This is a genomic window from Nonomuraea sp. 10N515B (genome assembly GCF_052245915.1).
GTDB lineage: Bacteria > Actinomycetota > Actinomycetes > Streptosporangiales > Streptosporangiaceae > Nonomuraea.
Window position 1 is genome coordinate 186,747 of the sequence record NZ_JBQQBQ010000008.1, and the last position, 23,378, is coordinate 210,124.

General features: G+C 69.7%; 23 protein-coding genes. 17 read left to right on the plus strand and 6 right to left on the minus strand.

What is annotated here, in order from left to right:
• Window positions 1-47: 47 nt before the first annotated feature.
• From ACTWQA_RS14445 to ACTWQA_RS14460, 4 genes are read right to left on the minus strand one after another with little or no spacing between them, the layout of a single operon-like run.
• Window positions 48-776, minus strand: a complete 729-nt coding sequence (locus ACTWQA_RS14445) for a class I SAM-dependent DNA methyltransferase (RefSeq protein ID WP_443159729.1) — start codon at window positions 774-776, stop codon at window positions 48-50.
• A gap of 39 nt (window positions 777-815) precedes the next feature.
• Entirely contained in the window at window positions 816-1,658 is an 843-nt protein-coding gene (locus ACTWQA_RS14450; RefSeq protein WP_443159730.1) for an ABC transporter permease, read from the minus strand.
• On the minus strand, window positions 1,655-2,623 hold the full coding sequence (locus ACTWQA_RS14455) for an ATP-binding cassette domain-containing protein (RefSeq protein ID WP_443159731.1): 969 nt from the start codon (window positions 2,621-2,623) through the stop codon (window positions 1,655-1,657). The genes ACTWQA_RS14450 and ACTWQA_RS14455 overlap by 4 nt, the downstream gene beginning before the upstream one ends.
• A 10-nt stretch (window positions 2,624-2,633) precedes the next feature.
• Window positions 2,634-3,200: an NADPH-dependent FMN reductase gene (locus tag ACTWQA_RS14460; RefSeq protein WP_443159732.1), complete on the minus strand. Its 567-nt coding sequence runs from the start codon at window positions 3,198-3,200 to the stop codon at window positions 2,634-2,636.
• 378 nt (window positions 3,201-3,578) lie between these two features.
• On the opposite strand from ACTWQA_RS14460, the gene ACTWQA_RS14465 reads away from it, so the two are divergent.
• A complete protein-coding gene (locus ACTWQA_RS14465; protein WP_443159733.1) occupies window positions 3,579-4,085 on the plus strand; it encodes a hypothetical protein in 507 nt (168 codons plus the stop codon).
• Window positions 4,086-4,595: 510 nt separating this feature from the next.
• On the opposite strand, the gene ACTWQA_RS14470 is transcribed toward ACTWQA_RS14465, so the two are convergent.
• Window positions 4,596-5,609, minus strand: a complete 1,014-nt coding sequence (locus ACTWQA_RS14470; protein ID WP_443159734.1) for a LacI family DNA-binding transcriptional regulator — start codon at window positions 5,607-5,609, stop codon at window positions 4,596-4,598.
• Between the two features lie 247 nt (window positions 5,610-5,856).
• Here ACTWQA_RS14470 and ACTWQA_RS14475 point away from each other — a divergent pair, with 247 nt between their 5' ends.
• The 8 genes from ACTWQA_RS14475 to ACTWQA_RS14510 all read left to right on the plus strand — a co-directional run bounded on the left by ACTWQA_RS14475 (window position 5,857) and on the right by ACTWQA_RS14510 (window position 15,368).
• Window positions 5,857-6,705 carry a carbohydrate ABC transporter permease gene (locus tag ACTWQA_RS14475; RefSeq protein ID WP_443159735.1) on the plus strand — a complete coding sequence of 283 codons (849 nt, stop codon included), beginning with the start codon at window positions 5,857-5,859 and terminating at the stop codon, window positions 6,703-6,705.
• Window positions 6,702-7,571: a carbohydrate ABC transporter permease gene (locus ACTWQA_RS14480; RefSeq protein ID WP_443159736.1), complete on the plus strand. Its 870-nt coding sequence runs from the start codon at window positions 6,702-6,704 to the stop codon at window positions 7,569-7,571. The genes ACTWQA_RS14475 and ACTWQA_RS14480 overlap by 4 nt, the downstream gene beginning before the upstream one ends.
• Window positions 7,568-8,989: a glycoside hydrolase family 43 protein gene (locus ACTWQA_RS14485; protein WP_443159737.1), complete on the plus strand. Its 1,422-nt coding sequence runs from the start codon at window positions 7,568-7,570 to the stop codon at window positions 8,987-8,989. Before ACTWQA_RS14480 ends, ACTWQA_RS14485 begins: the two co-directional genes overlap by 4 nt.
• A 6-nt stretch (window positions 8,990-8,995) precedes the next feature.
• Window positions 8,996-10,291 carry an ABC transporter substrate-binding protein gene (locus ACTWQA_RS14490; protein WP_443159738.1) on the plus strand — a complete coding sequence of 432 codons (1,296 nt, stop codon included), beginning with the start codon at window positions 8,996-8,998 and terminating at the stop codon, window positions 10,289-10,291.
• Window positions 10,291-11,508: a pectate lyase family protein gene (locus tag ACTWQA_RS14495; protein WP_443159739.1), complete on the plus strand. Its 1,218-nt coding sequence runs from the start codon at window positions 10,291-10,293 to the stop codon at window positions 11,506-11,508. The genes ACTWQA_RS14490 and ACTWQA_RS14495 overlap by 1 nt, the downstream gene beginning before the upstream one ends.
• Window positions 11,505-13,415 (plus strand): pectinesterase family protein, encoded by a 1,911-nt coding sequence (locus ACTWQA_RS14500; protein ID WP_443159740.1) that lies wholly within the window; start codon window positions 11,505-11,507, stop codon window positions 13,413-13,415. The genes ACTWQA_RS14495 and ACTWQA_RS14500 overlap by 4 nt, the downstream gene beginning before the upstream one ends.
• A 191-nt stretch (window positions 13,416-13,606) precedes the next feature.
• Window positions 13,607-13,819 (plus strand): SAM-dependent methyltransferase, encoded by a 213-nt coding sequence (locus ACTWQA_RS14505; RefSeq protein ID WP_443159868.1) that lies wholly within the window; start codon window positions 13,607-13,609, stop codon window positions 13,817-13,819.
• A gap of 133 nt (window positions 13,820-13,952) precedes the next feature.
• On the plus strand, window positions 13,953-15,368 hold the full coding sequence (locus ACTWQA_RS14510; protein ID WP_443159741.1) for a hypothetical protein: 1,416 nt from the start codon (window positions 13,953-13,955) through the stop codon (window positions 15,366-15,368).
• A gap of 47 nt (window positions 15,369-15,415) precedes the next feature.
• On the opposite strand, the gene ACTWQA_RS14515 is transcribed toward ACTWQA_RS14510, so the two are convergent.
• Window positions 15,416-16,753, minus strand: coding sequence for an esterase/lipase family protein (locus ACTWQA_RS14515; RefSeq protein WP_443159742.1), 1,338 nt, complete (start codon window positions 16,751-16,753; stop codon window positions 15,416-15,418).
• Between the two features lie 326 nt (window positions 16,754-17,079).
• Here ACTWQA_RS14515 and ACTWQA_RS14520 point away from each other — a divergent pair, with 326 nt between their 5' ends.
• The 8 genes from ACTWQA_RS14520 (at window position 17,080) to ACTWQA_RS14555 (ending at window position 23,376) form a co-directional block, all read left to right on the plus strand.
• Window positions 17,080-17,532 (plus strand): Hsp20/alpha crystallin family protein, encoded by a 453-nt coding sequence (locus tag ACTWQA_RS14520; RefSeq protein WP_443159743.1) that lies wholly within the window; start codon window positions 17,080-17,082, stop codon window positions 17,530-17,532.
• A gap of 23 nt (window positions 17,533-17,555) precedes the next feature.
• Window positions 17,556-18,110 carry a hypothetical protein gene (locus ACTWQA_RS14525; protein WP_305923302.1) on the plus strand — a complete coding sequence of 185 codons (555 nt, stop codon included), beginning with the start codon at window positions 17,556-17,558 and terminating at the stop codon, window positions 18,108-18,110.
• Window positions 18,111-18,115: 5 nt separating this feature from the next.
• Window positions 18,116-18,466 (plus strand): hypothetical protein, encoded by a 351-nt coding sequence (locus tag ACTWQA_RS14530; protein WP_443159744.1) that lies wholly within the window; start codon window positions 18,116-18,118, stop codon window positions 18,464-18,466.
• Between the two features lie 39 nt (window positions 18,467-18,505).
• Window positions 18,506-18,775, plus strand: a complete 270-nt coding sequence (locus ACTWQA_RS14535; protein WP_327587503.1) for a hypothetical protein — start codon at window positions 18,506-18,508, stop codon at window positions 18,773-18,775.
• A gap of 125 nt (window positions 18,776-18,900) precedes the next feature.
• On the plus strand, window positions 18,901-19,833 hold the full coding sequence (locus ACTWQA_RS14540) for an alpha/beta fold hydrolase (protein WP_443159745.1): 933 nt from the start codon (window positions 18,901-18,903) through the stop codon (window positions 19,831-19,833).
• A 101-nt stretch (window positions 19,834-19,934) separates the two neighbouring features.
• Window positions 19,935-21,323, plus strand: a complete 1,389-nt coding sequence (locus ACTWQA_RS14545) for a family 2B encapsulin nanocompartment shell protein (RefSeq protein WP_443159746.1) — start codon at window positions 19,935-19,937, stop codon at window positions 21,321-21,323.
• A gap of 29 nt (window positions 21,324-21,352) precedes the next feature.
• On the plus strand, window positions 21,353-22,507 hold the full coding sequence (locus ACTWQA_RS14550) for a family 2 encapsulin nanocompartment cargo protein terpene cyclase (protein ID WP_443159747.1): 1,155 nt from the start codon (window positions 21,353-21,355) through the stop codon (window positions 22,505-22,507).
• A complete protein-coding gene (locus ACTWQA_RS14555) occupies window positions 22,504-23,376 on the plus strand; it encodes a geranyl diphosphate 2-C-methyltransferase (RefSeq protein WP_443159748.1) in 873 nt (290 codons plus the stop codon). Before ACTWQA_RS14550 ends, ACTWQA_RS14555 begins: the two co-directional genes overlap by 4 nt.
• Window positions 23,377-23,378: the final 2 nt, after the last annotated feature.

Consider the following 23,378-nt stretch of genomic DNA (forward strand, 5'->3'; position numbering starts at 1 on the left):
TCGGAGGGCCCGTTCCAGGGTGATCGCCGATCAGATATGAGACCGAATCACGTCTTCCGCCACACTGATACGTGGCTGCGGCTCTCGCCGGTGAAGGGCTCGCGTTTCCAGCCGGCCCAGCGCTCGTGCAACGTCATCCCGGCCAGCCGCGCCATGAGATCCAGCTCCGCCGGCCACACGTAGCGATGGGGCGTCGAGCGGGTCTCGAGCTGACCGTCCACCACCCAGTAGTGATGGGAGTAGGCGATCTGCGTCGCGACGTCGTACTCCTCGAAACCCAGGTGCTCGGGCGTCACGGTGAACGGGTGGACGGTCTGGCCGGGCGGGAGCCGGCGCAGCTCGGGGACGTACACCTCGATGACGAAGCAGCCGCCGGGCTCCAGCTGCGCCGCCACCGAGCGGAAGCACTCGACCTGCTCGTCCTGTGTCGTCAGGTTGGTGATCGTGTTGCGCACCAGGTACGCCACCTTGAAGGGCCCGCTCACCCTGGTGGTCGCGAAGTCGCCGATCGTCACGCCGACGCGCTCGGAGCCGGGCGCGGCCCGCAGCCGCGCCGCCATGGCCGGGGACAGCTCGATCCCGTGCACGGGGACACCGCGCCGGCTGAGCGGCAGGGCGATGCGGCCGGTGCCGACGCCGAGTTCGAGAGCGGCGCCGGATCCGGCCAGCTCGGCGAGGAAGTCCACCACCGGATCGACCACCGCCGGGTCGAACAGTTCGGGCCACTTGGCTTCGTACGTCTGCGCGGTCCGTTCGTCGAAGCTGTTCTCTGGCATAACCCATCTGTGCCCGGGGGAACCGGGCACAGACGCGGCTTACTTGCGGTTGTACAGCCGCATGGTCAGCGTGCCGAAGATTGCGATCAGGACCCCCGAGGACACCAGGACCCATGTGATCTCACCGGCGTCCGGCGTGCCGCCCATCAGAGACCGTACGGCGCTCACCAGGTGGGTAATCGGGCTGGCGTTCACGAACACCTGTAGCCAGCCCGGCATGGTGGACGGATCGACATAGACGTTGCTCAGGAAGGTCAGCGGCATCAGCACCAGCATGCTGACCCCCATCACCGACTTCTCGCTGCGCATCAGCAGCCCGAACATGGTCCACAACCAGGAGAACGCGAACGAGAAGGCGAGCAGGAGCAGGATCCCGCCCACCGCGCCGGTGACCCCGCCCTGCGGGCGGAAGCCCAGCACCAGCCCGACCGCCAGGATGACGACCGAGGCGATCGTGTAGCGCAGCAGGTCGCCCAGCAGGTAACCGACCATGGTGGACGGCCGCCAGATCGGCAGGGTCCGGAAGCGGTCGAAGACCCCCTTCTCGATGTCCTTGTTGACCTCCACACCGGTGTACATAGTGATCATCACGACGCTCGTCACCATGATGCCCGGCAGCAGGAACTGCAGGTATTCGGTCGGTGACCCGGCCAGCGCGCCGCCGAACAGGTACGTGAACATCAGCGTCATCATCAGGGGGAACGCCGTCACGTCGAAGAGCTGCTCGGGCACGTGCTTGATCTTCAACATCGCCCGCCAGCCGAACGTGACCGACGCCGACCAGGCGCTCGGCCGCGGCGGTCTCGCCCCCGGCGCCAGGACCGTGCCCAGGGCGTCGGCCGCGGGGGAGTAGGTGGTGCCGGTGTCAGTTGTCGTGCTCATGCTGCGGCCTCCTCGGTGGCGCGGTGGTCGGTGAGGGCCAGGAAGACCTCGTCCAGGCTGGGCTGGCCGAGGGAGAAGTCGTCGACGACGATGCCGGCCTCGGCCAGCCGGTGGAGGGCACGCGAGGCCTGCTCCGCCTCGTTGCCGCTGCCTGTGACGCGCGCGGTCAGGGCGACCGGGTCGGACTCCAGGTAGACGGGCGCGTCCAGGGTCTCGGCCAGCACCCGCTCGGCGTCGGGGCGGGTGGCCGGGTCACGCAGCCGTACGTGGACCGAGCCCGCGCCGACGGACGACTTGAGCTCGCCCGGAGTGCCCTCGGCGATGACCCTGCCGTGGTCGATGACCGCGATGCGGCTCGCGAGCCGGTCGGCCTCCTCCAGGTATTGCGTGGTCAGCAGCACTGTGGTGCCGTGGGCCACGACGATGCGGACGATGTCCCAGACGTTGTTGCGGCTGCGCGGGTCCAGCCCGGTGGTCGGCTCGTCGAGGAAGAGCAGGTCGGGCGTGTTGAGGATGCTGGCCGCGATGTCGATGCGCCGCCGCATGCCGCCCGAGTACGTCTTGACCTGCCGCCCCCCGGCCTCCGCCAGCCCGAACGCCTCCAGCAGTTGCGCCGCCCGCTCCCTGGCGGCCGGCTTGCGGTGACCGAGCAGACGGGCGAGCAGGATCAGGTTCTCCTCGCCGGTCATCTCCTCGTCCACGGAGGCGTACTGGCCGGTCAGGCTCACCCGGCTCCGTACGGCGTCCGCCTCGCGCACCACGTCGTGCCCGAACACGCTCGCCTGACCGCCGTCCGGTTTCAGCAGCGTGGCCAGCATGCGCACCGCGGTCGTCTTGCCCGCGCCGTTGGGGCCGAGCACGCCGTACACGGCGCCGGCCGGCACCTTGAGGTCGAGCCCGTCGACGGCTCTGGTCGTGCCGAAGGTTTTGACCAGTCCTGAGGTTTCTATCGCTAGATCGCGCATGATGTTCCCTTCATGAGGCGTACGGCTGGGCGCGGCGGGCGTCCCGCAACGCCCGGCCCCACCAGGTGAGCTGGTCGAGCATGGCGGCGATGGCGCACAGGCGGTCGTCGGTGTCGCGGGGCCGCCCGCATCCGTCGACGCCCTGGCCGAGGAGGTCGAGCCCTACCCAGTCGCGCATGGTCACCGCATGCAGGGCACAGAAGACCGTACGGAGCTGCTCGACCGCGTAGAGGCCGGCGGAGCCCGAGCCGTAGGACACGAACCCGACCGGCTTGGCCTGCCACTCGTCGTAGGCGAAGTCGATCGCCTGCTTGAGCGAGGCGGGGAAGCTGCGGTTGTACTCCGGGGTGACCACGACGAACGCCTCCGCCTCGCCGATCGCCGCGGCGAAGCCACGCATGTCCGGTGTGGCCTCCTGCGGATAGCAGGCGGGAAAGGCGTATGCGGCCAGGTCGAGCACCTCGACCGCGAGGTCGTCGCGGCGGCGGGCGCGCTCGGCGAACCAGTTCCCGACCGTGTCGCAGACACGGCCGACCCGGGTGCTGCCGACGATCACCGCCACTCGCAACGGGCTCATGGTCGGTCCCTCCCTTCCGCGCCGTCACCCGGTAGGCGCTAGGAGGGCCGCTAGATCGGATCTAGCGGGCGGTCATCGGCTCGGCCGCGTTCGGGGTGCTCGCCGCGGCGCTCGTGGCCCTCGGCGGCGGCACGGTCAGGCGTCGGGACCTGATCGTGTGAAGGTGCATCCGATGAAAAGGTGAGACTCGCCTTAGAGAAATCGTGTGTCGCAGGTCACCAACCCCAGATCGCGGTCCCTGCCTGCGCTAATCCAATTCAAAAGAACGTGGCAGATTGCTCTTAGATTCGATCAGCAGAGTGTTCGGCGTGGGGATGACCTTCGGGGCTGAATTCAGATGTTCGGCCAGGTCCCTCCCGGATTGGATTCGAGACCAAAATGCGTTTCTCCAAGCCCCTCACCGTGACCCTCGTCAGCGCGGCCATGCTCGCCCTGCCCTTCTCCGGCGCGGCCCTCGCCGACTCCCGCACGCCGGCGCCGACGATGACGATCACGCCCCAGGAACCGGCGATGACCATCACGCCCGCGCAGCCGCCGCACTCGGACCGCGCCAAGACCCGGGACAGGTGGAACAAGAAGAACTCCCTCGCGGTGTCGGTCAGCCCCGGCCGCGTGCGCGCCGGCGATTCCTACACCGTGACGATCACCGCCAAGGGCGTCTCCTCGGGCACCGCCACCGTGACGAGCCCTGAGGGCAGGACCTACCGCGTCGCGCTCTCCGGCGGCCAGGCCACCAAGACCCTGACCCTGCCCGCTAAGACCAAGCCCGGCAGCAAGACCGTGAGCGTCAAGGTCGGCAACAAGGTCGCCACCGCCTCCTTCGCCGTGGTCGGCGGCAAGCAGCAGCAGCGCGACGACCACGGCCGCGGCCACGACGGCAGGTAAGGGTCGTCTGGCGTACCAGAGGCAGGCGCGCGCCGTCGCGGCCGCCGACGCCACCCCGCCGAGCCCAGTCCCCCAACCCTCTCCCCGTGGCTGGGCTCGGCAGGGTTCAACCCTCTTTCTCGTGGGTGTGCTTGGCGGCGGGCAGGCGTCAGCCGGCCAGCCGGTTGTACTTGCGGATCTGGGTGTCGAAGATCTCGCTCATTGGCCGCGTTGAAGAGCCCGCTGTCTCGCATACCAAGCATGAACTGCTGCCAGGCGGCGCCGGGGTGCAACCCTACTGCTGTAACAGCGCACCGTTGTCCTTCGAGCCGCCCACCACATCCAGGCACATGCCGCTCTTGTGACGGCCTGTTGGTAGACACCGCCCGCCACGGGTGTGGCTGCCGCCTGCACGTGTGACGATGGCCCACAGGCGACTGCCGTGGCCGCGGCCAGGGCGGCGCCTGTGAGCTTTCGCATGGACACGTAGCGCCCTCCTTCCTCTCGGCCACCGAGGAAGTTCCATAAATTTCACGCCGGAGCCGTGCTCGACCGGACGACGAGCGCCGTGGGCAGCTCGGTCCGCGCCGCGGGCTCGCCGGAGAGCAGGGCGGTCAGGGCGGCGGAGCCCAGCTCGGGCCAGGGCTGGCGGATGGTCGTCAGCGGGGGCGTGGCGTGCATGGCCGCCCACGAGTCGTCGAAACCGACCACGCTCACGTCGTCAGGGACGCGGTGGCCGCGCTCGCCCAACGCCTGGTATACCCCCACCGCCATGGCGTCGGAGCAGGCGAAGACGGCGGTCGGCGGCTCAGGGAGCTCGGCGAGCATCGCCCTCGTGGCTCGCAGGGCGAGGTCCTTCTGGAAGTAGCCGCACACCTCCGACCGCGGGTCCACCGGCAGCCCGGCCGCGGCCATGGCCTGGCGGTACCCGGCCAGCCGCTCGATGGCGGCCGGCACGCCGGGGCGGCCGGTCACGATGGCGATCCGCTCGTGCCCCAGGCCGATGAGGTGCTCGGTAGCGGCGCGGGCGCCGGTCTGGTTCGTGGCGCAGACGACCGGCATACCCGGCGGGGGGTCGCGGCGCGGGTCGACGACCACCGCGGGGATCCCGTGGTCGGCCAGCCAGGCCCGCTGCGTGGTGGTCGGCGACGTGCGTACGAGCAGCACCCCCGCGCTGTCGCGGGCGCTGATCCGATCCAGCCAGGCGGGCGGCGGCTGGCCGTTCTTGGTACGGGCGACCACGGCCGAGACCACCAGCTCCACGCCCAGCCGCCAGGCCCCGTCCTCCACACCGCCTAGGATCGCCAGCGCGTACGGCGAATCCAGGCCCTGCAGCATGACGTCGACCATGCTGCCGCGCGACGGCTTGGCGCGCTGTCTGGGGTAGCCGCGCCGCTCCAGCACCTCGGCGACCAGGCGGCGAGTATGCGCGGAGACGTCTGACCTGCCGTTGAGCGCCTTGGAAACGGTTGCGACGGACACCCCGGCCTCACGGGCGATCACCGCCAGCTTGGGCAACGGGTGGGGCGTGTCTTCGGCCGTCATGCCCCCACTTTCCTCCGCACCGCCCGTGAAAGGCCAGGCCATGGTCCCGAAAATTTCGAAATTTCGGCATTTGCCCTGGTGGCGGAGCTAGGTGCGTTCACATGCCATTGACGTTGCGTTCGTGCTAACCCAACGTTTCCTGCAACCGATTGCATTCCACAGTCCCACGAAGGAGTCGTGCACGTTGGCCGTCGTCCCGGCGCATCCGCCCCGCTCAAAACCCCGTCGGAGGGGGTGGACGCCCTATGTGCTGATCGCCCCGTCGTTGATCGCGATGCTCGGGTTCCTCGTGTACCCGATGGGCAGCGTGGTCTACTACAGCCTCCAGCACTACAACGTCACCAAGCCCTGGGACAACGGCTTCGCCGGGTTCGACAACTTCCGCACGCTGCTGTTCGAGGACCCGATCTTCTGGCAGAGCCTCGGCTTCAGCGTCAAGTGGGTGGTCGTCGAGGTAGTGCTGCAGTTCCTGCTCGGGCTTGTGCTCGCGCTGATCGTCAACGAGAGCTTCGTCGGCCGCGCGCTGTCGCGGGCGCTGGTCTTCTCCCCGTGGGCCGTCTCCGGTGTGCTCACCACCGCGATCTGGGTGCTGCTCTACAACCCGTTCACCGGCGTGTCGCGCTACCTGGCCGACATGGGACTGATCGAGTACGGCGCTGCGCCGCTGGCCAACCCGGACACGGTCTTCTGGGCGGCGGTGCTGGCCGAGTTGTGGCGCGGGGTGCCCTTCTTCGCGATCCTGCTCTTGGCCGACTTGCAGTCGGTGTCGAAGGACCTGTACGAGGCCGCCGCGGTGGACGGCGCGGGCCGGATGCGCAGGTTCGTACACATCACCCTGCCGCACCTGAGGGACGCGATCATCCTGTCCACGCTGCTGCGGTCGGTGTGGGAGTTCAACAACGTCGACCTGCTCTACACGTTGACCGGCGGCGGGCCCGCCCACCAGACGACCACGCTCCCGCTGTACGTGGCCTCGCTCGCCGCCCAGTCCCACGACTTCGGCTACGCCACCGCGCTGACCACGGTGGCCTTCGTGATCCTGACCTTCTTCTCCATCGTCTACCTGCGGCTGAGCAAGTTCGGAGCGAAGTCATGACCTTGGTGACCGAACGCCCGGCCGTGACCAGGCCCCAGACAGCGCCGGCACCGAGCGCGCAACGGGTGTCGCGGTGGCAGATCTACCTCCCGCTGGCGCTGTACCTGTTGTTCACCCTGGTGCCGTTCTACTGGATGCTGGTCTTCGCGTTCCGGCCGAGGGGGTCCACGGCGATCGTCCCGTGGCCGATCACGTTCGAGCACTTCGACACGGTCTGGAATGGGATGGGGTTCGCCATCTTCTTCCAGAACAGCCTGCTCGTCGGCCTCGCCTCCCTGGTCGCCACCACCATCGTGGCGCTGGCCGGCGGGTACGCCTTGGCCCGCTACTCCTTCCGCGGCAAGGCCGCGTTCATGGTCGGGATGCTGTGCACGCAGTTCATCCCCGGCGCCTTGATGATCATCCCACTGTTCGAGATCTTCCGGACGCTGAAGCTGACCAACTCGCTGTGGAGCCTGGTCATCGCGGAGACGGTCTTCCAGCTGCCGCTCTCCCTGATCCTCATCAGCGGCTTCATCAGGAACATCCCGTACGAGCTGGAGCAGGCGGCCTGGGTCGACGGCTGCTCCCGGCTGCGCGGCTTCCTGGCGATCGTGCTGCCGCTGCTGCGCCCCGCGCTGGTGGCGGTGGGCTCGTTCGCCTTCATCCACAGCTGGAACAACTTCCTTTTCGCCCTCATGTTCATCAACGATCAGGAGAAATTCACTGTGCCCGTGGGCCTGGCCTACAACCTCGGCGAGAACAGCGTCGATTTCGGCGCCCTCGCCGCCGGCGGCGTCGTGGCCGCGCTACCCGTCGTCATCGTTTTTGGCTTCATCCAGCGCTTCCTCGTGCAGGGCATGTCCGCCGGAGCGGTGAAGGGATGACCCAGACGTACCGCAACCCCGTACTGAACGCTGACTGGTCCGACCCCGATGTGATCCGGGTGGGGGAGGACTTCTACCTGACGGCCTCCACCTTCACCAAGGTGCCGGGGCTGCCGATCCTGCACTCGCGCGACCTGGTCAACTGGACGATCACCGGGCATGCCCTGACCAGCGGCTACGACGACGTACGGCCCGGCTGCGGGGTGTGGGCGCCGGCGCTGCGCCACCAGGACGGCCGGTTCTGGATCTTCTACGGCGACCCGGACGTGGGTATCTGCGTGGTGAGCGCCGAGGATCCGCGGGGGCCGTGGACCGTGCCGCACGTGGTCAAGGAGGGACTTGGGCTCATCGACCCGTGCCCGCTGTGGGACGACGACGGGCAGGCGTACCTGGTGCACGGCTGGGCGAGGAGCCGCGCGGGCGTGAACAACCGGCTCACGCTGCACCGCATGTCGCCGGACGCGCGGAAGGTGCTCGACGAGGGCACCGTGATCATCGACGCCGACCTGCTGCCGGGCTACCGGACGCTGGAGGGGCCCAAGCTGTACAAGCGCGAGGGCACCTACTGGATCTTCGCGCCTGCGGGCGGCGTGGAGGAGGGCTGGCAGTCGGTGTTCCGGGCAAAGTCGATCTTCGGCCCGTACGAGGACCGCATCGTGCTGGAGCAGGGCGGCACCGACGTCAACGGCCCGCACCAGGGCGGCTGGGTGGACACCCCATCCGGCGAACACTGGTTCATGCACTTCCAGGACCGCGGCCCCTACGGCCGGGTCGTCCACCTGCAGCCCATGGCGTGGAACGGCGGCTGGCCGGTCATGGGCGCGGACGGCGAGCCGGTGCCCGGCGGCCCCGTGCCGGTCCTTGGCGGCACGCCGAGCGCGCCCGCGAGCTCCGACGACTTCTCGGGCCCGGAGCTTGGGCTGCAGTGGAGCTGGCAGGCCAATCCCGACCCTTCCTGGTGGGAGCTGCACGCAGGCCGGCTCCGCCTGGCCTGCGTGCCAGGACCCGAGGACCTCAGGGAGCGGCCGTCCGTGCTCGGACAGCGGCTGCCCGGCGACCCCTGCACGGTCACCACCACTCTCACCCTCGAGGGTGAAGGGCGGGCGGGCCTGACTGTGCTTGGCCACACCTGCGCCTACGTCGGGCTGGAGAGCACGCCGGACGGGCCCGTCCTGGTGTGCGGCGACGCCGAGCCCGTGCCCGTCGAGGCGGGCAGGCCGGTCACCGTCGGCGCGCGGATCGGCAACGGCGCGCTCGTCACGTTCCTGGCCGACACCGGAGCGGGCCTGCACGAAGTGGGCGCGCCCTTCCAAGCCACGCAGGGCCGTTGGGTCGGCGCGGTGCTTGGCCTGTTCGCCGCGGGGAGCGGGACCGGTCAGGCGATCTTCGACGCGTTCACCGTGAACATCGAAAGGTAGAAACCAATGAGACGACGTGTGCCTGCCGCATCGGCTTCGGTGCTGCTGGCCGTGGCCGTGCTGACCGGATGTGGCTCCGACGCGGGCTCCGGTGGCAAGACCGAGATCACCTTCTGGGACACCAACGCCGGACCGGCCCGCACGCCGATCTGGCAGCACGCGATCGCCGAGTTCGAGAAGGCCAACCCCACCATCAAGGTCAACTACGTGGGCATCCCGATCGCGCAGGCCCCGCAGAAGATCGACACGGCGATCGCCGGCGGCGGCACCCCGGACGTGGCCGATGTGTCCACCTCCTCGCTGGCCAACCTCGTCGCCCAGAAGGCACTGGAGCCGGTGGACGAGCGCATCGCCGCCAACCCGGCGCTGAAGGGCAAGTTCAACGAGGCGCTCGTGACGACCGTCAAGAACGTGGTGCCGGACGGCAAGACGTACATCTTCCCGATCTCCACCAACGCGGGCGCGTTCTGGTACCGCAAGGACTGGTTCAAGGAGGCCGGGCTGGAGCCGCCGAAGACCTGGTCGGAGTTCTTCACCGTGGTGGACAAGCTGACCAAGCCGAAGGAGAACCGGTTCGGTTTCACCATCCGCGGCGGCGCCGGCTCCATCGCCCAGATGCTGGAGGTCGTCTACGGTCAGTCCGGCGTCACGGAGTTCTTCGACGCCTCCAGCAAGGCCACGATCAACGACCCGCGGAACGTGACCGCGCTGGAGAAGTACGCCGGGCTCTACAAGAAGAACACGCCCGAGGGCGACCTGCAGAACGACTACGTCAAGATGGTCGCCCAGTTCGACGCCGCCGGCAGCATCGCCGTCATGCAGCACAACCTGGGCTCCTACCAGGACCACATCAAGGCGCTCGGCCCCGACAAGGTGGCCTCGTTCTCGGTGCCGAAGTCGGACTCCGGGGTCCAGGCGGTGCTGTCCAACCCGGTCGGCGGCGTCGGCGTCTTCTCGGCCAGTGAGAACAAGGAGGCCGCTTTCAAGCTGGCGGAGTTCTTCGCCGCCAAGGAGATGGACGGCTACATCGCCGAGAAGAGCGGCGTCATCCCGGCCAACACCGAGGTGCAAGGAGCGCAGGTCGCGCACATCACCGAGGCGCAGCGGGTGCTCAACGACCCGGCCACCAAGGTCGTGCAGATGCCCTACCACCTGCCGGAGTTCAACGAGATCACCAAGACCTGGGCGGAGCCGCTGTTCCAGAAGGTGCTGCTGGGCGAGCTGAGCGCCAAGGACTTCCTCGACCAGTTCGCGGCCAAGCTCACCGAGGCGCAGGCCGGCTACAAGAAGCGGCACGGCTGATGGGGCCGGTGGCGGCGGCGGTCCTGGCCGCCGTGACGGTGCTGAGCCCGGTGCACTCGAAGGAGCTGGGCCGACAGGTCCTAGCGCCCGACGACGGATGGGCGGCCGCGGAGGGCGGCACCACGGGCGGCGCCGCAGCCGGCCACACGGTGACCGTCCGCACCCGCGACGAACTGGCGGCCGCCGTCGCCGGCGACGCCCCGAAGATCGTGTACGTCGAGGGCGCCATCGACGCGGGCGGGCGGACCTGCGCGGACTACGCGGTCCCCGAGTACAGCCTGCGGTCCTACCTCGACGCCTACGACCCCGCGCACTGGACGGGCCCCGCCTCGGGACCCCTGGAGGAGGCCCGCAAGGCGTCGGCGGCCAACCAGCGAAAGGACGTGGTGATCGGTATCGGTGCCAACACCACGCTCGTCGGCCGCCCCGGCGCCTCGCTCACCGGCCTGGCGCTGACCGTCGACAAGGCCGACAACGTGATCGTCAGGAACCTCGCCGTCCACGACGCCTACGACTGCTTCCCCGGCTGGAGCGGCGGCGACTGGAAGACCGAGTACGACAACATCTCGATCTCCGGGTCCCGGCACGTCTGGGTGGACCACGTGACGCTCACCGACGGCGACCACCCGGACCAGGCCGAGCCGCGGTACTTCGGCGCGCGCTTCCTGCACCACGACGGGCTGCTCGACGTCGTCAGGGGCAGCGACCTGGTCACCATCTCCTGGAGCCGGTTCGCCGGGCACGACAAGTCGCTGCTCTGGGGCAACACCGACAACCCGCAGTACGACGCAGGCAAGCTGCGGATCACCCTGCACCACAACGAGCTGACCGCGCTCAATCAGCGGGCGCCGCGCGTCCGCCATGGGCAGGTGCACGTCTACAACAACTCGTACGTGGTCCCGCCCGGCTCCGAGTACACCTACTCGTGGGGAGTCGGCGTCAACTCCGCCATCTACGCGCAGAACAACACCTTCCGCCTGCCCGGCGGCACGACCGCCGACAAGATCATCTACCGCTGGGGCGGGACCGCGATTCACGAGGAGGGCACGCTGGTGAACGGCAGACCGGTGAACGTCTTGGCGGCGTACAACGCGGCGAACGACCCCGATCTCGGCGGCGACGTGGGCCGGCGCCCGCACCTGCACGGGCGTGTCGATCCTGGGCACGCCGTGCCCGGCCTGGTCCAGGCCCGCGCCGGAGCGGGGAGGCTCTCATGAGGCTCGCACTCGCCGCACTCGCCGCGTTCGCACTCCTGACGCCCGCGCCCGCCCATGCCGAGGCCGTGCCCTCTCATGCCGCGCCCGCCGAGCAGGCCGACGGGTTCGCCGGGCTGAGCGCGCTCGGCGTGGACGGCACGACCGGCGGTGCGGGCGGCCAGACCGTGACCGTGGACAACCAGGCCGACCTGGAGCGGTACGCCACGGCGGCGGAGCCGTACGTCATCAAGGTCAGGGGCTCGATCAGGATAGAGCCCTACGGCAAGGAGATCGCGGTCGCCTCGGACAAGAGCATCGTCGGCGAGGGCGCCGGGGCCGAGATCGTCCACGGCGGGTTCATCCTCGACCACGTGCACAACGTCATCATCCGCAACCTGACCATCCGCGACTCCTACGTGCCCGGCGACTGGGACGGCAAGAGCAAGGACTACGACGGCGTCCAGATGGACGGCGCCCACCACGTGTGGATCGACCACAACCACTTCACCAGGACCGGCGACGGCCTGCTCGACATCCGTAAGGACAGCGACTACGTCACCGTCTCCTGGAACGTCTTCAGCGACCACAACAAGGCCGTCGGCATCGGCTGGACCCCCAACGTGGTGACCAAGGTGACCCTGCACCACAACTGGTTCCGCGGCATCTACCAGCGCAACCCCAGCATCGACAACACCGAGGCCGCGCACCTGTACAACAACTACCTTCAGGACGCCGGCCTCTACGGGACGATGATCCGCGGCCGCGGCCGGATAGTGGTCGAGAACAGCTACTTCCAGTCGGTGCCCGACCCCATCGTCTCCAAGGACGCGATCTCGCAGGTGATGCAGCGGGGCAACGTGTTCAGCGGCACGCGGGGCCGTGTCGACAACGCCGGCCCGGCGTTCGAGCCGTCCTCGTACTACGCCTACACCCCCGACCCCGCCGAGCAGGTGCCCGCGCTCGTCACGCGCGGCGCCGGGCCGCTCGGCGGGCAGCGGCCGGCCCCGCGGGAGATCACCGTGGCGCTCGACGGCAGCGGCGACTTCGGCAGCGTCCAGGCGGCGATCGGCGCGGCCCCACGCGGTGCCGTGATCACCGTCAAGCCGGGCGTCTACCGGGAGATCGTCCGCGTCTGGCCGGGCCGCCGCGACCTCACCATCAAGGGCGCGACGGGCCGGGCGGAGGACGTGGTCATCACCTACAACCTGCCGGCGGGCGGTCAGAAGTTCTACGGCGGCACGTACGGCTCCGCCGACAGCCCCACCTTCAGCGTGCTCGGCAGCGACATCACGGTCGAGGACGTCACACTGGAGAACGCCTACGACGAGTCGGTGGCTCCGAGCCAGGCGCTCGCCGTGCGGACGGTCGGCGACCGGATCGCCTTCAAGGGCACCAGGTTCCTCGGCAACCAGGACACCTACAAGGCCGACACCCCGAACAGGGACGTCGTCAGCCGCGCCTACCTGCGTGACTGCTACATCGAGGGCGACGTCGACTTCATCTACGGCAGGGGCACGGCCGTCTTCGACAACTGCGTGATCAAGTCGGTCGGCGCCGGCTTCGTGACCGCGGCCAGCACCAGCGACTCCAACACCCACGGCTTCCTCATCGTCGGCAGCCGGCTGGAGGGCCAAGTGGCGGACAAGTCGATCTACCTCGGGCGGCCGTGGCACCCGGGCAACGACCCGAAGGCCATCGCCCAGGTCGTGGTCCGCGACTCCTGGCTGGGCGCCCACATCCAGGACGCTCCCTGGACCGACATGGGAGGCTTCTCCTGGAAGGACGCCCGCTTCGCCGAATACCGCAACACCGGCCCGGGCGCGGTCGTCACCGCCGACCGGCCACAACTCACCGACGCACAGGCGGCCGAGTACACCGTCGAGCGGTACCTCGGGAGGTGGCGGCCCTTCACGGAGCGGCATCCGTAAATCCGCTCGACGGCTCTACGATCACGTCGTGTCCATCGACCCCAGCACGCCAAATCTCGCCCGCATGTACGACTACATGCTCGGCGGCAAGGAGAACCTCGCCGCGGACCGAGAGGCCGTCGACCGGCTCCTCGCGCACCGTCGACCACGACCCGGTCGTCGCCGCGCACGCCAGGGGGCTGCTGGTGTCGATGCTCCACTTCATCCAGGACGCCGACGACCCACAGGGCGTAGTGAAGATCCTGCGGGACGCGCTGGCTCCGGGCAGCTACCTGGTGCTCACCCACGCGGTGGCCACGCTCGTGGCGGTCACGGACCGGCGGCCCGACGATCGCCTGCTCGTCGGCGAGGCGCCCCTGCCCGGTCACCTGCTGGCGGGCGCCGCCAGGAAACCCCCCGGATAGGACCTTTACCTGGCCCACCGTCCAACCCCAGCGTATTCATACTGACACGCACAGTTACTATGTGTCACGTTCGTGCATGTACGCATCGTGCGGGCGCGTCCCAAAAGGAGCGGCCCGTACCCGGGGGGATGAAATGAACGACGACGACACCACGGCTGACAGGGCAGACATCGCAGAGGAGATCGGCATCGAGGCCGAGGAGCCGCTGCTGCACGCGCAGGACGACCCGGTGGCCGCTGCGGCGGTCGACTTGGCCGTGGAGATCGAGCTGCTGGAGAAGGACGACCTCGCCGACCGTGCGGCCGCCGAGGCCGAATGGCTGGCGGCCAAGGGGGAGAGCGAACGCCAGATCGCCGAGCTGGATCTCAAGGACCAGGACCGCGTCCGCCGGGTGCAGAGCGAGCTGCGTGCCCTCGGCGCCGACGTCTGGCCGGTCGCCAGATGGTGGGGCTTTGAGATCAACCTCAACGAGAACGGCGGGGTGCGCGCCGCCGAGATCTCGAAGGCGATCGGTGAGCTCGCGGGCATCGTGCTCGGCGGCTGGCTCGCGCCGATCGTCGAGCGGTCGGTCAAGGCCAAGGCCGACTGGATCACCTCGATCGCTCAGCCGTACGGCGTCAAGCTGGTCTCGTCCTGGACCACGCCCGCCGCGCTCATCCCGGTCCGCCTGGGTGGCGCGCCCGACGGCGACGCCCGGCTGTGGTGGGCGGTCTATGAGCCCGGCGAGGGGTGGAGCGACGACCAGCGGTTCGTCGATCATTTCACGGCATCGGGACCGGCCGTCGCCGAGTTCAAGGACCGGCTGTACGTCGCCCACCGCGGCAACGACGCCGACTCCGCCCTGTGGTGGACGGCCTATGACGCGGAGCAGGGGTGGAGTGAGGACCAGCGCTTCCCCAAGCACTTCAGCGCGAGCGCGCCGGCGTTGGCGGCGTACGACGGGCAGCTTTACTGTGTGCACCGCGGCGGCGGCGACGACAATCTTTGGTGGACACGGTGGGACGGCTCCAAGTGGAGCCAGGACGTCAAGCTGCCCAAGCACTTCAGCGCGAGCGCGCCGGCGTTGGCGGCCTACGACGGGCAGCTCTACTGCGTCCACCGGGGCGGCGGCGACGACAACCTTTGGTGGACCGTCTGGGACGGCGCCAAGTGGAGTGCCGACCAGCGTTTGTCCGGCCACGCCAGCCGGTCCAACCCGGCGCTGGCGGCGTACAGGGGCCACCTCTACTGTGTGCACCGCGGCGCCGGCGAGGACACGTCTCTGTGGTGGACCCGCTGGGACGGCTCGAGCTGGAGCGCCGACCAGCGCCTGCCCGGCCATTTCGCCGCCGAGGGCCCGGCTTTGACCGCCTACAAGGACCGGCTCTACGTCGTGCACCGCGGCGCGTCGGACCAGAGCCTGTGGTGGGCCTCCTTCGACGGCTCCAGCTGGAGCCCCGATGAGCGGCTGTCCGCGCACCACAGCGCCGAGGCGCCGGCCGCCATCGCCTACCGCGACAAGAACGCCACCCGCGACCAGCTCCTGGTCGTGCACCGAGGTAACCGCTGAGGCGCCGGGTGCCGGCTCCGCCGAGCCGGCACCCCCTCAGGGGCCGCTCACCAGCCGGCCAGCTGCGCCACGAACCACTCGACCAGCGCCTTGGAGACCGCACCGTGTGGATGGTTGCCGGTGTCGCAGCAGAACGTGTCGAGGAACGTGTCGTCCTTGGACAGCTCCCGCAGGTCCGTGTAGAGGTCGGCCTGCCAGTGGCGCGGATCCCTGGCCAGCGCGACCGCGCTGACCGACGGGACGAAACAGGTGCCGCGGAAGCGGTCCTGGACGGGCAGCCCCATCGCGTCGGCGACCCGCCCGAACGCGTCCAGAGTCCCGCCGGGCGCCCCGTCGAACGCGGCCACGTGCGAGGTCGCGCTCGTCCACACCGGCTCGCCGAAGCCGATCGCGCCGACGTTCCGCAGCTCGCCCATGTCGGGTTGGATCCTGGCGACCAGCCGCAGCGGCCCTTCGCCCAGGTCGAGTACGGGCGTGCCGGGCTTCAGATGCGGTCCACTGCCGTCGCCGGTCCCGTTGGCCAGGCCCAGCTTGTACGGCCGCATCGGGAACCACCCGATTCTGCGGAGATCGTCCAGGAACTCCTTCCGTAGCGGACTGGCGGTCACCTGGCCCGAGTAGCTCGCGCTCTCGGCCCAGGCCCACAGCAGCTGCTGCGCCGCCGGGCTGCGGATCAGCTCGGCCTGCCCGGCTCCGTCGTGCCGCGGCTGCAGCGACTCGTGCAGGTAGGCCAGTTGCTGGAGCACCAGCGGAATCCAGGCGCCGAGGTGCGGGGTGTCGTAGGAGAAGTACTTGTCGGTCTGGTGGTCGATCCGCTCGCTCTCCATGCGGGCCAGCGCGTAGCGGGTGACCAGGCCGCCCATGCTGGCCCCGCCGACCACCAGCGGGGTGTCGCCCTGCCGCTCGGCCAGCGCCCGCAGGACGCAGGCGACGACCACGCCCGCGTTGGCCTGAATGTAGGTCTGCCGCTGGTCGAAGCCCAGCAACACGACGTCGATGCCCAACGTCCGCAACTGGTCGAGGAGGCCGGGGACACCCTTCTCATACGGGGCGTTGAAGTGCCGCCACATCGCGTTCAGGTCGCTGGGCCCGTAGTTGAAGCCGTCGGCGAAGATCAGCGGCCGGGCCAGCGCGGAGTGTGCCTCCGCCAGGTAGACGTGGGCCCGGCCGGTCGCGATGTGCCCCCGATGCGGCTGGTCGCCCACGAGCTCCCACACGAAGTCTGGCCTTGCCTCGCCCGCGCCGGAGCGCGGCGCCGGCGGGGTGGCGAACCACACCCCCGGGTCGCCGAGCGCGCTCGCCACCCGCTGGACCTGCTCCGGGGTCAGGCTGCCCTCGATGGTCCTGGCGTTGATCTCGACGTCGATCCTGGGTTCCTCTGCCATGGTGGATCCCCTCCCACCTGCTCAATGACGTGTGATCACTCACAGTAATCGAGCAGGTGGGAGGGGTGGCGGCGGCCGGGGCCCCGGCGCGTCACCCCGCCGCACGGAATTGCCGAGCGGTACGAGAGGTGTTGATCGAGTCCTGACATGGGTCGTAAGGAGGTCGCCGCCGGGTATGTCAGCGTTGGGGCGTCGTTCGCCAGTCCGTCATGCAATCGCAGCGTCACGTCGTTTGCGGGCAGTCGCGGGGGTAGAGGCGCAATGAATGAAGCAAGCAGGGACGATCAGTTCCTGAGGTCACGGAGGTGAGAGTGATGGGTCTGCCCATGAGGCGAAATCGGGCACCCGTTCCGTGGGGCGGTGCCTGGCCGGCCCGGTCGTGGGATCCCTTCACGGAGTTCCAGCAGTTGTGGGATCAGATGGGGCGGCTGTTCGAGCAGAGCGCCGAGACCGACATCTCCGGCTGGCGGCCCCTCGCCGAGACCGAGGAGACGCCGGAGGCGTACGTCGTGCGCACCGAGCTGCCCGGACTCAAGCGCGAGGACGTCAACGTCGAGGTCAACGGCAATGAGCTGTGCATCTCGGGGGAGATCAACGAGGAGGAGAAGGACAAGGGGAACATGCTCCGGCGGCGTACCGGGAAGTTCGTCTACCGCACGATCCTGCCGACCGACGCCGACCCGGAGAAGATCGACGGTGACCTGCACGACGGCGTGCTGACGCTGCGGGTGCCCAAGACCGAGCGGGGCCGCTCCCGTCGCATCCAGATCAAGGGCTGACCGAGCGAGCACGGGGGAGGCGCATGGCCGGGACACAGGCGTTCTGGATCGACGCCGCGCACGAGGGCACCCAGGAGCGCTATGGGGAGCAGCTGCGCAAGTGGCGGCACGTCTTCACGGCCGCGGAAGGCGAGCCGGGGTCGGGCGGGATCACGCTGGACCCGCTGCACTTCGCGCTGGGCGCGTGGGAGGTCGCCACCCGCCCGATGGCCGAATCAGCCTACGTGCGCTGTCACCCCCGCGTGCTCGACGCGACCTGCCACCGTGCGGAGGAGACGCGCGGCCCGCTGGCCGTGGTCGAGCTCGCGGTCCCGGCCCCGTTCCCGCTGCCCGACGGCTGGTCCACCTGGCACCGGCAGAACGGGGACGACCCGGCGTACGTGGCGCCGCCGTACGAACGGCCGACCGCGCTGACCACGCTGGAGCTGCGGGTGCCGCTGGCGGCCGACCGGCTGCCGACGCCCACCCGGGCGCGGGCCGACGGGCTGCCGAACCTGGACGACGCCCAGGCCTCGCTGGAAGCGCTCGTGGCGGAGCTGAACGACGTCGTCACGCCCTTCCTGCGCGAACTGGACTGATCCCGATGAAGAAATCACACGACGACCCGGACGACGAGTTCTTCGCTCCGGTGCTGCGCGAACCGCCGCCCCGTGGCCCGGGGAAGGTGAGCGACACCGGCGTGCCGGGTGTGGCCGGCGCCGGCCGGGCCCGCTGGCCGAAGTCGCCGCCGCCCTCGAACGTCCTCGGTATGCGCCTGCTGGCGGCCGCCCTCGCCTTGCTCGCCGGGGTGGTGCTGGCCCTGTGGGCACTGCTGGCCGGGCAGGCGGCGCTGGCGATCCCGCCGGCCGTCGTGGCGTTGGGCGCGGCCGCGTACCTGGTGGTGTTCGGCGTGCGGCGGGCCCGTGACGACGGCGGGCCCCCGACGTTCGGATGAGCCGGGTTTCAGGCCTGTCGCCTGGGTGAGGAGAACGGCATGAAGCACCATCCTGAACTGACGCGGCTCATCGACCGTGAGTGCGTCCGGCGGCTGCTGGAGTCGGGGGACACCGACGCCACGCTGGTCTACGTGCGCGGCGACTGCCTGGTCATGCCGGCCGCTGAGGTGGACGACGCGCACAAGGGGCTGGTCATCGCCCGCCGTGACGAGGTCCTGGCCCACCTCCCGGACAGTGGCCTGACCGACCGGGTCCTCGAGGACCTGGCGGACCGGCTGGACAACGTGGTCCGAGATCTGGGCGCCTGACACCGGCAGGCCCTACCCCCGGCGCGGCTCCTCCTTGCGGCGGATGTGGTCTGGGGTCCTGGTCCCAGACGGGGTTCGCTCGCCGGGACGAGGAAACGCGGCGATCGCGCTCCTAGATTCATGGTGTGAGAGCACGGTGGTTGCGCAGAGTCGTCCTGTGGTTCGCGGCGTTGGTCGCGCTGGCGGTGGTTACGGGGTTCGGCTACGAGAGCCTCGCCCGGCAGGGGGACGGCACCCGGCATCCCGCGCCTGGCAGGCTCGTCCGCGTGGGGGAGCACCGTCTGCACATCACCTGCACGGGAGCCGGCACGCCCACGATCGTGCTGGAAGCCGGGCTCGCCGAGTCGAGCGCGAGCTGGGACGACATCCAGCGCCGGCTCTCCGGCGGCTCCCGCGTGTGCTCTTACGACCGGACCGGCTATGCCTGGAGCGAGGACGGCCCGGGTCCGCGTACGGCCTCGCAGGCCGCAGGGGAGCTGCACGCCCTGCTCGCCGCGGCCGGGGAACGCGGCCCGTACGTGCTGGCCGCCCACTCCTACGGCGGCACCATCGCGCGGATCTTCGCCGACCGCTGGCCGGACCTGACCGCCGGCCTGGTGTTGATCGACGTCACCGACGAGACCGCCGACGACGCCCTGGCGGTGTCCCGTCCGCTGATCGCGACCCAGTTCACCGGCTTCGGCCTGCTGGCGCGTGCCGGCCTGCTGCGGCTGGCCGGCGACGCCCTGGTGCCGGCCGAGGCCACCGCCGTGGCGCGGGCCCATGCTCCCGTGGTCTACGGAGGCAGGAGCATGGATGCCGCGCGGGCCGAGGCCTGGTCCAGCCTGGAAAGCGCCGCGCAGGTCAGCGCGACGGTACGGCCGGGGGCATGGGGGGATCGACCGGTCGTGGCCATCATCCCCGCAGGGCAGCCCGCCACCGCGGTCGACCGGGCCCGCCGCCTGGCCACGCTGTCCGGCCGCGGCCGCCTGGTGGTCGCCACCACCGCCGAGCACTACGTGCAGGCCTTCCAGCCTGAGCTGGTCATCGCCGCGATCCGCGACGTCGCCGGCGGTTAGACCGCCGTAAGCATTCCCTCGCCATCAGGTAACTCTACGGATCGTACTCGCATGAATACGTTCGGTAGTGAGAGAGGCTCAAGTGGCGATTGCGAGGGAACATGCCTTCCACGGATGCGCGGTCGAGCCTGGACGTCCGGGCCGCACGCAACCTGGCCACCACCACCAAGACCCGTCCCCAGATGCAGGCCATCACCTCCCGGTGGCTGCTGCGCATGTTGCCCTGGGTGGACGTGCGCGGCGGCACCTATCGGGTCAACCGCAGGCTGACGCACCGGGTCGGGCGGGGCCGGGTGGGCGTGGCGCAGCACGGGGCGGACGACGTGCGCATCATCCCGGAGACGCTCGCGGAGCTGCCCCTGCTGCGCGGCTTCGCGGACGCGGAGGTGCTGTCGGCCATCGCCGCGACGTTCACGCCGCGGGAGGTCCAGGCCGGCGAGGTCGTCGTCGAGGCCGGCGCCCCCATCACCGACACCTACGTGATCGCCCACGCTCGCCTCGAGCGGCTCGCCACCGGCCCGTACGGTGCCCAGCAGGCCCTCGGCGTCATCGCCGACGGCGAGCAGTTCGGTGACGAGGCCGTCGGCAAGGAGGACCCGCGCTGGGCGTATACGGTCAGGGCGGCCACCGCGGGGACGATCCTGGTGTCGCCGCTGGCGGAGCTCCAGCGGATCGCCGGCAGCTCGCCCGCCCTGCGTGCGCAGGTCGAGCGTTATCAGGTGGTCCTGCGCAGGCCGGTCAACCGCCGCGGCGAGGCGGCGGTCGACATCGCCGCCGGTCACGTGGGCGAGCCGGTCATCAACGGCACGTTCGTCGACTACGACCTCCATCCCCGCGAATACCCCCTCAGCGTCGCCCAGACGATCCTGCGCGTCCACACCCGCGTGGCCGACCTCTACAACGAGCCGATGAACCAGCTGGAGGAGCAGCTGCGCCTGACCATCCACGAGATCCGCGAGCGCGAGGAGTGGGAGCTGCTCAACAACCGCGAGTTCGGGCTGCTCCACAACGCCGACTACGGTCAGCGCATCTCCACCTGGTCGGGGCCGCCGACGCCCGACGACCTGGACGACCTGATCAGCATGCGCCGCAAGACCCGCCTGCTGCTCGCCCACCCCAAGGCGATCGCCGCGTTCTTCCGCGAGTGCAACAGACGCGGCCTGGTCCCCGGCAGCACCGAGGTCAACGGCCACGAGATTCCCGCGTGGCGAGGCATCCCGATCTTCCCGTGCGGGAAGATCCCGATCAGCGTCCTGCACACCACCTCGATCGTGGCCATGCGGACGGGCGAGGACGACCAGGGCGTCGTCGGCCTTTACCAGACCGGCATCCCCGAGGAGTACGAACCCGGGCTCAACGTGCGCTTCATGGGCATCGACCCGCAGGCCATGATGTCGTACCTGGTCAGCGCCTACTGCTCGGCAGCCATCCTGGTCCCTGACGCGATCGGAATCCTCGAGAACGTCGACATCGCCGCCCCGCGCTCCTGACCCCCATCGACCTCCGGAGGAGATGCGTCATGTCCGCCAACGAGACGACCCCGGCGCTGCGGCTCCCGGCTCTGCCCACGGGCCTGGGAACGTCCGCACTCAGCCTTCGGGCCGCGGATCCGGGGCCTACCTTCGAGGAAGGGGACGGGCACGAACCCGGCCTGCCCGGAGGCGGGCACCGCTACGACCTCGCCCCCCTGGCCTATCGGGAGCGGCAATGGGGCGACGGGACGTACCCGCCGCTCTACTGCCCCGAGACCGTCCGCGTCGACGACGACCTCGGCGCGGAGGTCGACCGGCGGCTGGCGGCGTGGGCGGAGCGGATCGGCCTGCACGAGGGGCGGATGGAGGAGTTCCGCGACACCGGGTTCGGACGGCTGGCCATGCTCGCCCACGCCGACAGCGACGACCCCGACGAGCTGCTGGTCGCCGCGCAGATGAACGCCGCCTGGTGGGCGGCAGACGACTACTACGCCGACGAGAGCGACCTCGGCGCCACGCCCACGGAGTTGCCGCCGCGGCTGGCGCTGGTGATGTCGGCCATGGACCCGCCGCCGGCCGCAGGCAACTACACCCGCCGGCTGGAGGAGGCGATCAAGGCCGACCCCGTCCTGGTCGCGCTGCGCTCGGCCATCAGCCATGTCTCCCGCCACGCGACCCCTTCGCAGGTCATGCGGGTGTGCGGCATCACGTCCCAGATGTACGTCAGCTGGTGCGCGTACGCCGCCTGGCGCTACCTGAAGACGCCACCGCCGGTCTGGCGCTACCTCGCGGCTCGCCAGCACGACAGCTTCTACACCTCGATGACGCTCATCGACATCGTCGGCGGCTACGTGCTGCCCGCCGACCTCTTCTCCGACCGGCGCTTCCACACCGCGCTCATGCAGGCGGGCACCGCCAGCGTGATCGTCAACGACCTGCACTCGGTCGCCAGGGAGGCGGCCGACGAGCTCCCCGACTCCAACGTGATCCTGCTCATCGCCGCCGAGGACGAATGCTCCATCCGCGAGGCGACCGAACGCGCCGTCTCGCTCCACAACGACTTCGTCAGGGACTTCGAGGCCGGCCAGCGCAGGCTGGCGGCCGTGCCGTGCCCCGAGCTGAAGCGGTTCCTGCGCGGCGCGCAGGCGTGGATGGCCGGATGCCTCGAATGGCACGGCAGCACCAGCCGCTACCAGTCATGACCCCGCATCGAAAGGAGCTCCCGGTGACCGCCAACCCCGTGCTCGACAGCCTCTACCAGCATGCCGTCGCCGACTATTGGAACGAGGAAAGGAACCCGGTCAATTTGCGGCTGGGTGAGGTGGACGGCCTCTATCACCACCATTACGGCATCGGCGACGTGGACTGGTCGGTCCTGGAAGGCCCCGCGGCGACCAGGGAGAAACGCGTCGTCGCCGAATTGCACCGGCTCGAGACGGTGCAGGCCGAGACCCTGATCGCCCGGCTCGGCCCGCTGCGTTCCGAGGACCGGGTCATGGACGCCGGCTCCGGCCGCGGCGGCTCCAGTCTCCTCGCCAACCTGCGCTACGGCTGTCACGTGGAGGGCGTCTCCATCTCCGAGTCGCAGGTGGCCTTCGCCAACGAGCAGGCCAGGCGGCGCGGCGTGGGGGACAAGGTCCGCTTCCACTTCCGTAACATGCTCGACACCCGCTTCGAGACCGGCTCCTTCCAGGCGATCTGGAACAACGAGAGCACGATGTACGTCGAGCTCGCCCTGCTGTTCGCCGAGCACGCCCGGCTCCTGCGCCGCGGCGGCCGCTACGTCTGCATCACCGGGTGCTACAACGACGCCTATGGCCTGCCGTCCCGGGCCATCAGCCAGATCAACGCCCATTACATCTGCGACATCCACTCCCGCAGCACCTACTTCCGGGAGATGGTGGCCAACCGTCTCATTCCCATCAGCGTTCTGGATCTGACCGCCGCCACCATTCCCTATTGGGAGCTGCGTGCGAAAACCCATCTGGCGACCGGTATCGAGCAGTCCTTCCTCGACGCGTACAAGAACGGGAGTTTCCAATATCTGCTCATCGCCGCCGACCGCGTCTGACG